The sequence below is a fragment of the Flavobacterium fryxellicola genome (assembly GCF_900143245.1).
In the GTDB taxonomy this organism is placed as follows: domain Bacteria; phylum Bacteroidota; class Bacteroidia; order Flavobacteriales; family Flavobacteriaceae; genus Flavobacterium; species Flavobacterium fryxellicola.
The window spans coordinates 70,743-84,075 of the sequence record NZ_FRDK01000001.1; the positions used below are offsets into that span (position 1 = coordinate 70,743).

At 34.9% G+C, this 13,333-nt stretch carries 10 protein-coding genes; 5 read left to right on the forward strand and 5 right to left on the reverse strand.

The annotated features are described in order from the left end of the window. Positions 1–13: 13 nt before the first annotated feature. The 5 genes from BUA03_RS00310 to BUA03_RS00330 all read right to left on the reverse strand — a co-directional run bounded on the left by BUA03_RS00310 (position 14) and on the right by BUA03_RS00330 (position 7,436). Positions 14–2,374 (reverse strand): sodium-translocating pyrophosphatase, encoded by a 2,361-nt coding sequence (locus BUA03_RS00310; protein WP_066082984.1) that lies wholly within the window; start codon positions 2,372–2,374, stop codon positions 14–16. A gap of 111 nt (positions 2,375–2,485) precedes the next feature. After that, complete coding sequence (locus BUA03_RS00315; protein WP_066082986.1) at positions 2,486–3,016, reverse strand: inorganic diphosphatase; 531 nt, start codon at positions 3,014–3,016, stop codon at positions 2,486–2,488. Between the two features lie 107 nt (positions 3,017–3,123). Further along, positions 3,124–3,726: a DNA-3-methyladenine glycosylase family protein gene (locus BUA03_RS00320; protein WP_066083186.1), complete on the reverse strand. Its 603-nt coding sequence runs from the start codon at positions 3,724–3,726 to the stop codon at positions 3,124–3,126. Between the two features lie 110 nt (positions 3,727–3,836). Continuing rightward, positions 3,837–6,323, reverse strand: a complete 2,487-nt coding sequence (locus tag BUA03_RS00325; protein WP_066082988.1) for a DUF5686 and carboxypeptidase-like regulatory domain-containing protein — start codon at positions 6,321–6,323, stop codon at positions 3,837–3,839. A 132-nt stretch (positions 6,324–6,455) separates the two neighbouring features. Continuing rightward, positions 6,456–7,436 (reverse strand): pyruvate dehydrogenase complex E1 component subunit beta, encoded by a 981-nt coding sequence (locus tag BUA03_RS00330; RefSeq protein ID WP_066082989.1) that lies wholly within the window; start codon positions 7,434–7,436, stop codon positions 6,456–6,458. 383 nt (positions 7,437–7,819) lie between these two features. Here BUA03_RS00330 and BUA03_RS00335 point away from each other — a divergent pair, with 383 nt between their 5' ends. The 5 genes from BUA03_RS00335 (at position 7,820) to BUA03_RS00355 (ending at position 13,288) form a co-directional block, all read left to right on the forward strand. Next, the gene (locus tag BUA03_RS00335; RefSeq protein ID WP_066082990.1) at positions 7,820–8,092 is read left to right on the forward strand and encodes a hypothetical protein; all 273 of its coding nucleotides are present in this window, start codon (positions 7,820–7,822) and stop codon (positions 8,090–8,092) included. Positions 8,093–8,152: 60 nt separating this feature from the next. Continuing rightward, a complete protein-coding gene (locus tag BUA03_RS00340) occupies positions 8,153–8,842 on the forward strand; it encodes a GLPGLI family protein (RefSeq protein ID WP_066082992.1) in 690 nt (229 codons plus the stop codon). A 252-nt stretch (positions 8,843–9,094) separates the two neighbouring features. After that, positions 9,095–9,784, forward strand: a complete 690-nt coding sequence (locus BUA03_RS00345; protein WP_066082993.1) for a GLPGLI family protein — start codon at positions 9,095–9,097, stop codon at positions 9,782–9,784. A gap of 92 nt (positions 9,785–9,876) precedes the next feature. Further along, positions 9,877–12,432: a carboxypeptidase-like regulatory domain-containing protein gene (locus BUA03_RS00350; protein WP_169807456.1), complete on the forward strand. Its 2,556-nt coding sequence runs from the start codon at positions 9,877–9,879 to the stop codon at positions 12,430–12,432. A gap of 109 nt (positions 12,433–12,541) precedes the next feature. Next, positions 12,542–13,288: an electron transfer flavoprotein subunit beta/FixA family protein gene (locus BUA03_RS00355; RefSeq protein WP_066082995.1), complete on the forward strand. Its 747-nt coding sequence runs from the start codon at positions 12,542–12,544 to the stop codon at positions 13,286–13,288. Positions 13,289–13,333: the final 45 nt, after the last annotated feature.

Sequence of the window (13,333 nt, forward strand, 5' to 3'; positions counted from 1 at the left end):
CCCTATTTTGACTCTATTTCAAAGCATTAATTTTAGCTTTTACTTCTTCGTCCGTTCCTTGGAACGATTGAGTAGTAGTCTTACCATTGCTGATTTTTGTATACGTACCCATTACAGCACCATTTATATTTTTTATTTCAACAGTCACATTTTCGGTAGCATTTAGTTCCGTTGCTACTTCATTTTCAGCAACTGTGTCGCTTCCCTCTCCTAAAATAGGCGCAATTACCAAACCAATCAAGCACGTTAATTTGATCAAAATGTTCATTGATGGTCCAGAAGTATCTTTGAACGGATCACCAACCGTGTCGCCAGTCACTGCTGCTTTGTGCGCATCAGAACCTTTGTATGTCATTTCTCCATTGATCATCACACCTGCTTCAAAAGATTTTTTAGCGTTGTCCCAAGCACCACCAGCATTGTTTTGGAACACAGCCCAAAGTACACCTGAAACAGTCACTCCCGCCATGTAACCTCCCAGCATTTCGGCAATCAATTGGTTATTGTCCGCGTATACTAGTTTCCCAAGCAGCACAACTGCAATTGGAAAACCGATAGTCATTATTCCCGGTAACATCATTTCACGTAAAGCGGCTTTGGTAGAAATATCGACACATTTTGCATATTCCGGTTTCGCGGTTCCTTCCATAATTCCAGGAATTTCTCTGAACTGACGGCGCACTTCATACACCATATCCATCGCTGCTTTTCCAACAGAATTCATGGCCAAAGCAGAAAAAACTACGGGTATCATTCCGCCCACAAATAACATTGCTAAAACGGGTGCTTTAAAAATATTGATTCCGTCAATTCCTGTAAACGTTACATACGCCGCAAACAAAGCCAGTGAAGTCAATGCAGCCGAAGCAATTGCAAATCCTTTCCCAGTGGCTGCCGTTGTGTTGCCTACGGAGTCCAAAATATCAGTTCTGGTACGCACTTCTTTTGGCAATTCACTCATTTCCGCAATTCCACCCGCGTTGTCTGATATAGGTCCAAAAGCATCAATTGCAAGTTGCATCGCTGTTGTTGCCATCATTGCTGAAGCCGCCAAAGCCACACCATAGAATCCTGCGAAAGCATAGGAAGTCCAAATTGCAGCAGCAAATAACAAAACAGTAGGAAAAGTCGAAATCATTCCCGTTGCTAAACCTGCAATTACGTTAGTTCCGGCGCCTGTACTTGATTTTTGCACAATCGCCATAACAGGTTTTGTACCCAAACCAGTATAATATTCGGTTACTGATGAAATAACTGCACCTACTACTAATCCAACAATGGTAGCATAAAACACACGCATCGACGAAATTTCTTTAGTGCCTTCGCCAAAGAAATCCATTTTCATGGTTTCTGGTAACATGTATTGCACTAAAAAGAAACAAGCAACAGCGGTCAATAAAATAGAAACCCAGTTTCCTATATTCAACGCTTTTTGAACTTGTGCTTCTTTTGCATTTTCATCCGTAATTTTTACCAACATGGTCCCGATAATAGAAAATAAAATTCCAAAACCAGCAATGGCCATAGGCAATAAAATAGGTCCTATTCCGCCGAAGGCATCTTGAATATTTCCACCCATGTCTTTGATCACATAATTCCCTAGAACCATAGCAGCCAATACGGTCGCAACATACGAACCAAATAAATCGGCGCCCATTCCGGCCACATCGCCTACATTATCTCCTACGTTATCCGCAATTGTGGCTGGATTACGAGGATCATCCTCTGGAATTCCTGCTTCAACTTTACCTACTAAATCAGCTCCAACATCGGCAGCTTTAGTGTAAATTCCGCCTCCAACACGAGCAAACAAAGCGATCGATTCTGCTCCAAGAGAAAATCCAGCTAATGTTTCCAGAACAATAGTCATGTCTTCGGTCGAAGTCCAAACGCCGTTCATAAAAAAGTGAAAGAACAATATAAAGAAAGTGGTTAATCCTAAAACGGCTAATCCTGCAACACCTAATCCCATCACCGTTCCACCACCAAAAGAAACCTTTAAAGCTTGTGGTAGACTAGTGCGAGCGGCTTGAGTCGTTCTAACATTTGTTTTGGTTGCAATTTTCATCCCCATATTTCCAGCTAAAGCCGAGAAAAATGCTCCAAAAACGAAAGCAACAACTATCAATATATGTGTCGTAGGAACAATAAACGAGATTACTGCCAATACGGCACTGGCACCAATTACAAAGAAAGTTAATAAACGATATTCTGCTTTGAGGAAGGCCAAAGCGCCTTCATAAATATAATCTGAAATCTCTTTCATTTTACCATCCCCTGGATTTTGTTTCAAAACCCATGCTCGCTTTGTAAACATGAATGCCAGTCCAATGAATGCCATGGCGATTGGCAAATAAATCATAATTGTATTCATAATTTTGGTTTGGTTTTTAGTTAATAGTTATAGTGTAACCAAACGAATTTAAACAAAAAAGCAATACTCCTAACGGAATATTGCTTTATTTATAAAAATTATGCCAATTATTTATCTAATACTAAACAATCCTTCTGGTTTGTTTTCAATTTGATTAAAACGCTCCGTACACTCCTTAATGATAGCATATGCCTCGTTTACATCTCCCCAACCACCTACATCAACTTTTTTGTTTTCAAGGTCTTTGTACACTTGGAAAAAGTGCTCAATTTCTTTTAATAAATGGGGGTTCATGTCAGATAAATCATTTAATGAGTTCCAAATTGGATCTGAAACGGGCACACAAATTACTTTTTCATCTGGTCCTTTATCATCGGCCATGTGAAAAACTCCAATTGGTTTCACTTCCATTACACATCCAGGAAAAGTAGGTTCGTTAACCAACACCAACACATCCAATGGATCTCCATCTAAGGCTAATGTTTCAGGAATAAATCCATAATCAGCTGGATACATCATCGAGGAGAATAACATTCGGTCAAAACGCATTCTTTTTATTTCGAAATCATACTCGTATTTATTTCTACTTCCTCTTGGTATTTCGATTAGGACATCGAAAGTTATTAATTTGTCTGCAGTCATTTTAGTTTTTTCTTTTCTATATTTATGGGTGCAAATGTAGGGAAACTATCTCTTTTTACAATAAAAAATTGCTGTTATCTCTGCATTAAATTTTAACAATGAGTACTTTAGTACACTACCGTTCTATTTCTTTTATTCAAATAATGATGCCATAAAAGATAGGTAGCCACGGAACGATGCGGACTCCATTTTAAAGTATGAATTTCCATTGCCTCTTTATCATGAATATCCAGCAATTCCTTAATGGTATTTACGACCGCAACATCTCCCAATGGCAATAAATCTGGGGCTTCCAGACAAAACATTAGGTAAATATCAATCGTCCAGTTTCCTATTCCCTTGATTTTGATGAGTTCTTCCCGCACGTGTTGGGCCGTTTTATTGGGTAGACTTTCTAAATCAAGTTCTTTATTTAATAGGGCTGTCGCCAACGCTTTGATGTAAGACGTTTTTTGACGGCTTACGCCAAGATTTCTATATTCTTCCTCCGAAACAGGAAGCAAAATCTCTGGCTCTATTACTTTTAGACTGGCTTTTATCTTTAAAAAGGTAGCCTTAGCGGAATCAATGGACACTTGTTGTTCCAAGATCAATAAGACTAAAGTTTCAAAACCTTGCGGTCTTCTCGGGATAATTGGCATTCCATAGAGGTCGATAATAGATTTGAAAATAGAGTCTTTACCTGTAAGATAATTGATGGCTTCTTGCATAATTTCATGTTTTATTAGCCCGGATGGGAACGGCATCCTTTTTATAAAGCGATTTTTTCTCGCTTTATAAAAAAATATAGTATATCCCGAAGCTTCGGGAGGAATAGCTCCTAAAAATTAAACCCAAACGATCCTTTTACAGTAAACCGATTCGTATCTGGTGTATTAAGATAATTGCCTCGCCATGCAAAATCGATACGGATCACCTTGAAGATATTCCCAATTCCGGCGCTGTATTCCCAATACCCTTTTTCGGGTGCATTGTAGGCTAAACCGGAGGCATTAATCGCTCTATTTTCATCTGAAATAGTACCATAAACCCCTTTTACCGATACAATTTCCCTCCAATTGAGTTTGCGCATGAATGGAATTCGGGAAAAAAGACGTCCATTAAAGTTATGATTCCACTGCAAAGTTGCATATTGATCGGATAAGAATTCATAAAAATTAAGATTACTGAACGTGTTTTCCAGCGTAAAAAAAGTTTGATTTCCTGGAATAACACTCATTAATCCTAAAGGAACGGTTCCAAAAGTTTTTCCTACTTCCATAATTATATTCGTGCGACCTAATGGCCCAATAATGATAGGTTGCTTGTAATACACTTGCAATTTATCATATTTAAAATCGCTGTTCAACAATCCTTTAAAACCATGACTATAATTAACGAAAAACCGCGTGTATGGACTGTCGACATTCTCGCGTTCTACAGCAAATCCAATCGTTTTTCTCTTGGGAGTATATTCCACTTGAAAGTTCACCTCTGACTGTTTGACATCGCTTTTTGTTACAGCATTTGCAATATCTGTGTAATAATCCAAACTAAATGTAGGCGACGCAGACGCGAGCGTGCGGTATGAAATTCCTGTCTGTAAAGTTAAATTTTTCACAGGCTCTATTTCCACCGCTATATTGGTCAAATTAATGTTGGTCAATTTTCCGTTATTTCCAGACGAAAACACGGATGACGATGCAAAACTTCTGCCTAGAATATCATACGTAGTCGTGAGACTGGCGCCAATTTGTTCAATATCACGCCTATTGCCTCCGGACAAAATGATTCTTTTTTTCTTATCGACCATCCATTTCCCAGAAAATCCATATTTGAATTTTTCATCCTTAAACCCATACGCCGTGTAGCCTTGCAAACGCCAAGTATCATTGGTTCCAAAATAGGTTCTTCCTCCCGCTCGCAATCGAACGCCTTCTACTTCGTTGTAACCAAATGTGGAAAAAATAGGTCCATAATCAAAATTTCCAAACTGTAAAAAGCCACTTGCCAAAACTTGCACTGTGCTATAAATTTGTTTGAATTTCTTGACCGTTTGCAACGTATCGAGCATTTTATACACGCCCAATTCATCTTTAGTCAAATTCTCAAACCGATTTTCATCCCAGTACTCCTCTGACTTATTATAGACATCCGGCTCCATGTAATTGACCTCCTCTTTATAAAAAGCAACCGGTTTTTCTTTATTAAACTGATGGTTTCTGTAATAGGTGGTTCGTTTTCCGTAAACCCCTTTTGATTTTTCTTTTTTGTTTAATGCAAAATCCGACATTAAATAATCCTTTGTTAGTAGGAATACCGAATCACTAACCACTTCAAATTCTTGCTCAAGGTAAATGTCTTTCACCCAGTTAATATTGGCACTCTTAGTAACGGCCATATTAATTTTCTTGATGGCATAAGTGGTATCGTTAACCCAGAAATCGCCTTTAAAAGTCAGTTCGTTCTTGCGTCTTGGATAAAATACGATATTATAACACCACTTTTTATCAATATAGGCGCTGTCTTTCAACACGTAATTATAAACATCAATACCGGTTTTAGATAGTGGACTAGTAAAACTTTTATCAAAAAAAGTCAAGTAATTATTATAAATATCATAATTGGAATACAAGTCCTTTACAAAAGTCAGAATTTGCTGGTTTCCGTTAAAACCAGATGTTTTACTGGCTTTTATTTTCTCTTTCAGTTTCTTGAGTTTGTTATCTCCAAAAACATCATTCAAGGATTCGTTGACAAAAATGGGCAGGTACGTCTTACCCGTAATTCTTGAAGTATCCATTTGGTTGAAAATAAATTCCATCCCCTTAAAAAGAGTGCTCTTCATAAAAGCGCTATCAATAGAATTCATATCAAATTCTATTTTTTCATACTTTTCCATCTGGTATTGATCGTACAAATAAAGTCCATTTTTACGTTTTCTTTCCCAAATTTTTCTCAGAATGTCTAGCGCTGGATTATCTTTTTTAGACGTTTTCCCCGCAAAAACTACAACTTCGTTTAAGCTTTCGGCTTCACTTAATTGAATTTTAAAATTATAATTTACTGCCTTGTCTAACGCTATTTCTTTTTCAGAAAATCCTACCGACGAAATTATCAAAGTGCTATACGATTTTTGGGATTCAAGATAGAACCTACCATCCTCATTAGTCACAATTCCTTCGCTGGAACCTTTGAAAACCACATTAGCAAAAGGAATCGGCTGATTTTGCTTATCAACCACAACACCGCTAACTTTTGTTTGTGCAAATACAGCACTTGCAGAAACAAACAAAAAAACCAAGAGAAACAAGACATTCTTTTTCATAGTCATTCAAAAAAAAACTTCATCAAAGATAATTGATGAAGTTTCAAATATAGTTAATTACAGTATTTGATTATTCGTGGTTTAGCATTCCAATTGTTAAATTTTATCTAAAACCGAATGTATCAAAAACGATTATTTTTTATACATTACTTTTTTAACCGCTTTAACAACGTCACCAGCATTTGGCAACCATTCTTTCAATAAAACTGGAGAATATGGCGCTGGAGTATCCGCAGTTGTGATACGTTGAATTGGCGCATCCAAGAAATCAAAAGCACGTTCTTGAACAATATACGTAATTTCAGAAGCAACACTTGCAAAAGGCCAAGCCTCCTCAAGAACTACTAATCTATTTGTTTTTTTAACCGAAGTTAAAATCGTTTCATAATCCATTGGACGAACCGTTCTCAAATCGATAATTTCACATGAAATTCCTTCTTTGGCTAATTCATCAGCAGCAATATGTGCTTCCTTGATGATTTTTCCAAAAGAGACAATGGTTACATCTGTACCTTCTCTTTTGATGTCAGCAACCCCTAGCGGAATTACATATTCACCATCTGGAACTTCTCCTTTATCACCATACATTTGCTCTGACTCCATGAAAATCACAGGGTCATTGTCACGTATCGCCGCTTTCAACAATCCTTTTGCATCGTAAACCGTAGAGGGAACTACCACTTTAAGACCCGGAGTATTGGCAAACCAATTTTCCAAAGCTTGTGAGTGTGTTGCTCCTAATTGTCCTGCTGAAGCTGTTGGTCCACGAAAAACGATAGGCACATTAAATTGTCCACCAGTCATCTGACGCATTTTGGCAGCGTTATTTATGATTTGGTCAATCCCCACTAAACAAAAATTGAATGTCATGTATTCCACAATTGGTCTGCATCCATTCATGGCAGATCCTACTGCAATACCAGTAAAACCAAGCTCAGCAATAGGCGTATCAATTACTCTTTTCTCACCAAATTCTGCAAGCATTCCTTTAGATGCTTTGTAGGCACCATTATATTCCGCAACTTCTTCACCCATTAAGTATATGGACTCATCGTGACGCATTTCTTCACTCATCGCTTCACAAATGGCCTCTCTAAATTGTATCGTTCTCATATTTTTTTATATTTTGTCCTCCTGAGCGCAGTCGAAGGATAATTTTCGAAAAGCAAAAATAAATATTTTAAATCACTTTAAAGCATAAATGTTCCTAAATTAATCAGGATTTATATTGCTAATTTTCAGGAGCTATTTCGCGGTCCCGACGCTTCGGGACGCTGTATCTTCCTGTGGCTAAAGGAGCCACAGGAAGGATGCCGCTGCTATCCGGGCTACGAAAACGTAGTAGTTAACTCTAGTTTATTTGTAAAACTTGTTTTAAACCAAAAAGACAATAAAATATATAACCTTTACATAATTAAAAAAATATTACTGTTTTTTCTTGCAAGAGTCGTTTTTTTTTTTTTTATTTTGCCTGTATAACTTTAAAAATTTATACTATGAAAAAATTATTATTTACAGCAATTGCGGTAATTGCTTTTTCTGGATTAGCGATGGCTAATAATGAGACAAAAACTACTAGCGCAATTGTGAATTTACAATTTGAGAAAGAAGAAAAAACAAAAACCAACACTTTAGAAGAAAAAGATGTTTGGTTTTGCTATAAAATCTCTGAATCTTCAAGTTATAACTTTATGACTAAGGAAACTACAGTTACGACAACATATCAATGTACTTGGTATGATTTATCTCCAGCATTAACAGCAGAATAGAAAACTATCTCTTATTTTGACAGGGAAAATTCCCTGTCAAATTTCATTAAACCACATCTCATGAAAATCAAACTTGTAATTCTATTTTTTTTAGCAGTACTTATAAATCAATCGTATAGCCAAACTCTAAAAGGTATTCTTACTGAAACGCCATTAAAAGGAATTGGAGACGAAACTAATCTGTCTAAAAAAGCAGCGAAACCAATGACTTTTTCTTATGTGTTCTCAGAAAAAAAATCGATTCAAAACTTAATTTCTATAGAAAAGTCGGCGATAGACACAACTTACATTGAAAAATACGGAAAAAAATATGAAACTACGTCATCCGTTAGCAGACCAACTTCACTAGCTTACTACAAAGATTTAGAAACTAAAAAATATAAGGTTGTTGCAACACAAGAAGCAAAAGATGTTAACATAATTGAGAAATTAACAAAATTTGATTGGAGATTAATAAATGAATCTAAGACTATTAATGGTTATGCGTGTAAAAAAGCTACAACAACTAATACCGCATACAATTCCAATCAATCCATAGTTGCTTGGTTTACAGAGGCGATACCTGTAAATGATGGGCCAGCCCAATACCATGGTTTACCAGGTTTCATTATTCAAATTGAGATAAATGACAACACAACACTAACTTTTGATAAATTGGTTTTCAGTAAAGAAAACACAGCAATTGCGGAGCCTAACAACAGTGCTCCTGAATTAAGTTTCAGTGACTATTCAAAACAAAGTGCTAAATAATGGTTAGTTTTTATCAAGATATTTCTTCACTTAAAAAAGTAGTTTAGACGACTGATCAGGAAGAAGATGCTTGGTTTTGCCACAAAGCAAGCAAAACAACAACTTAGTATTCTTTTAGTGATGAGACTGCTTTTACAACTACTAATGATTATAAATGGTATGATTTCAAAGTAGCAACGACAAAAGTGTAGATAACCTAATTACATTTGACAGGTAAAAATCCCTGTCAAATTTTTAAAATCAACAACAGTTATGAAGATCAAATGTTTTTTATTTTTATTAATGCTCGCCTCAATCAACCAATCCTACAGCCAAACTTTGAAAAGTATTCTTACTGAAACACCATTAAAAGGGATTGGAGACGAAACTGAATTGTCTAAAAAAGCAGCAAAACCAATGACATTTTCATATGTGTATTCAGCAAACAAATCAATTCAAAACTTAATATCTATAGAAAAATCTTCGATTGATACAATCTATATTGAAAAATATGGAAATAAATACGAAACTACATCTACGGTTAATAGATCTTCTTCGATCACATACTTTAAAAATTTTGATTTAAAAAAATATAAAGTTCTTTTCACTCGAAATGAAAAAGACACCAATGTGAAAGAAATACTACCTTCATTCAACTGGAAATTAATCGATGAAAGCAAAACTATTAACGGATATACTTGTAAAAAAGCCACCACTAGAAATACAGCATTCAATTCCAATCAATCCATCGTTGCATGGTACACTGAAGATATATTTATAAACGACGGACCAATGCATTATAACGGATTACCCGGATTCATTATTCAAATTGAGATTGATGATAATTCGATTCTGACTTTTGACAAATTGGTTTTCAACAAAGAAAACACAGCAATTGAAGAACCTAACAATAGTGCACCTGAATTAAGTTTCAGTGACTATTTGAGACAAGGCACTAAATAATGACTCATTTTTATCAAGATATTTCTACACTTAAAAAGCAGTTTCTCTGCTTTTTTTTATTGTTTGCTGTACCTATATTTTCTCAAAACAGCGTGACCGGTTCAGTCCTGGACAGTTCCAATACACCAATAAGCCAAGTCAACGTACAAATAAAAGATTCTAAAAATGATAAAATAATTGCTTTTTCCTTTTCTGACACTTCAGGAAATTTCCGCTTGGAGTTAGACAAGAAAGGTTTGTATATCCTAAAAATAAGTTATCTGGGTTTAAAGTCGTTCACAAAGGAGATTGAAATAACAAATAATTTGTTAGACGTAGGTAAAATTATACTCGAAGAAAACAAAATTGATCTGGAAAATGTGATCATTAAAAACGAAGCTGCCGGAATGACTGAAATTGGCGATACACTAAGATACCGGATTGAAAAATTTCTAAATGGAACCGAAGAAACGCTGAAAGATGTCATAAAAAAATTACCCGGCTTAGACATAGACTCTCAAGGAAAGATAAAAGCTAATGGAAAAGAAGTAGATAAACTTTTAATTAACGGAGAAGAGTTTTTTATAAATCAACAAAAAATTGCCACTGAAAATATCACTGCTGAAATGATAAAAAATATTGAGTTAATAAAAAACTATACTGAATTTAAGAATATTAAAAAAAATGATAAATCAGGGATAACTGCATTAAACGTCAACATCAAAGAACAATTTAAAAACAAATTGACAGGAAACGTATCCGCAGCTGCTGGTGAGAATAGATACAAATTACATGCAACATTATTTAATTTTAGCAAGAAAACGTTATTCAGCTTAATTAGCGATTCTAATAATACCGGAGAGCTGTCTATGAATATTGAAGAGTACACCAAATTTACCAATCAAAACGAGGCAAGGACGATTGGTGAAACTACTTTTTCAAAAAATGATGATTTACCGAGATTTTTAACCATTGGAAACAATGTAAAAGAACGATCCTCGTACTTTACAGGTTTAAATTTAAAATATTCTCCTACTAAGAAAACGCAAGTAAATTTTTATTCCATTTTCAACAGTGTAGATCAAGTGGAACAACAATCTAATACGCAATTCTACGCTTCGAACTCAGGTGTTTTTTCAAACAAAGACAGTCGATTCATCAATGAAGAGACAATGTTTACTAATTCCGCTTTGGATGTAGCTTACAAACCCAATGAAAAATCGCTAATTAGTTATAAAGGATACTTTTCAGGTGTTAATAAAATAAACACTGTCGAAATTGCCAACAATACAAACCAATTAGACAACGAAAACAAACTTACGGATTACACAATCAATCATCAATTAAACTACACAACACTGTATAAAAATAATACTGGATTGAATATTTCTGTAAAACAGCAAATTATTAAGAAATCCAATAGGTTAAACATCGAATCCGATGCTCCTTTTTTAAATTTAAACTTCAATAATTCTACCTATAAAATTCTTCAAAATAGTCAACTAAATAAAAACAATATTGATTTGAATGCTAACTATACCTTTAGCATAAAAAAAACAACTAATGCAATCTTTATGGAGTCCTCAATACGAAAGGACGACTATAAAACTACAGAAGAACAGTTTACTCAATTTGAAAACAATGTAAACATTGAAAACAAAGTTCAAACTATTGGATTACAAACTAAATTTAAATTGTTTGAAAAGACAACATTCTCATCTGCTTTGTCTTATTCTAGGCTTCAATTTAAAATGGACAACTTAAACAAAGCAGAGTGGTTATTTATGCCCACATTAAGTTTAAAGACAGATTTTAATTCTAATCATTATATCAAATTATCATTTTCACAAAACAATAACCTCACACAAGCTGAAAATTTAGTCCCCAACAATGTTATCAGCGATTACAGAACTATTTTTTCAAATGAGAATTTAAGACTAAGTACGATTACACCAAACAATCAATTAGCTGCAGATTATTTTTATTTCAACAACAAAAGAAAGTTATCCATTATTTCTAATCTTTCCTATTATAAAGCAACCAATATCATATCCAATAACTCCAGTGCAGATGCAACGGTAAATTATATCCAATATGCTGTTGCTCCCTTTGAAAACCGTTTTCAATCTATGCTTTATTCAGAGAAAACATTTTCTTTCTTACCTTTTTCTCTTAGAGCAAGCGTTTCCTACTCATCGAGTAGTAAAATTTTATTTTACGACAGACTTAGTCAGACTTTTAAAACGGAATCAACGTCTGCATACCTCTCCTTTGTGTCCCGGCTAAAAAAAACAAGTCTGCAATTTGAAACTGGAGTAGCAGTATCAAGAGATAATTATCAAGATAATTTTTTTAGTAATTCTATTTTAATAGTAAACCCGTTTATCGAAACTAGTTATAAAATTGCCTCCAATATATCATTCAACAGTACATTTTCGTATAAAAAAATAACTGCGGCAACTTCATCTAATGAAATTTATATGCTCAGTCCACGATTACGTTTAAATTTTCCTAAGTCTAAGTTCGAAATTAGTATGATAGCCCATGATATTTTGAACATCAATAATTACGAACAAATCACACTTACGCGATTCGACAATTTTACAGAAGAAAGAATTTCTCAATCGTTAACCGGTTACTATCTTCTAAATATCAAATTTAAACTGTAATGCTACGAAAACGTAGTAGTTACCAAAAAATATTATGCATGCATAGTATATTATTCAAATTAATATTTTAAATTTGTAAAAGAAATTAAGAATACTAAAATATATACTTATGAAAATATTAGTTTGCATCAGTCACGTTCCTGATACTACTTCAAAAATTAACTTTGTCAATGGCGATTCTGAATTTGATACCACTGGCGTACAATACGTAATTAACCCAAATGATGAATTTGGATTGACACGTGCGATTTGGTTTCAAGAGCAACAAGGCGCAACGGTAACTGTTGTGAATGTTGGAGGACCAGAAACGGAACCTACCTTAAGAAAAGCACTAGCAATAGGAGCTAACGAAGCCATACGAGTGAACGCAACTCCTACTGACGGATTTTTCGTTGCCAAACAACTTGCTGAAGTCATTAAAAACGGAGGTTACGATGTAATTATCGCTGGAAAAGAATCATTAGACTATAATGGCGGAATGGTACCTGGAATGATCGCTGGAATCTTAGGATATAACTTCCTGAACTCTTGCACCAGCCTTACTGTTGAAGGAACAAACGTAAAAGCAGTTCGCGAGATCGATGGTGGAAAAGAAACTGTAGCTACCACTTTGCCACTAATTATCGGTGGTCAAAAAGGATTAGTAGAGGAAAAAGACTTGCGCATACCAAACATGAGAGGCATCATGACCGCAAGAACAAAAGCCATGACTATTCTAGAACCAGTAGATGCAATGATAAATACAAAAGCGGTGAAATTTGAAAAACCGGCTCCTAAATCAGCGGTGACATTAATTTCAGCCGACAATTTAGACGAATTGATTAATTTATTACACAACGAAGCAAAAGTAATCTAATCCTCATAAAGTCAAATGTCGAAAGTCAAAAAGATAGTAGTGTAC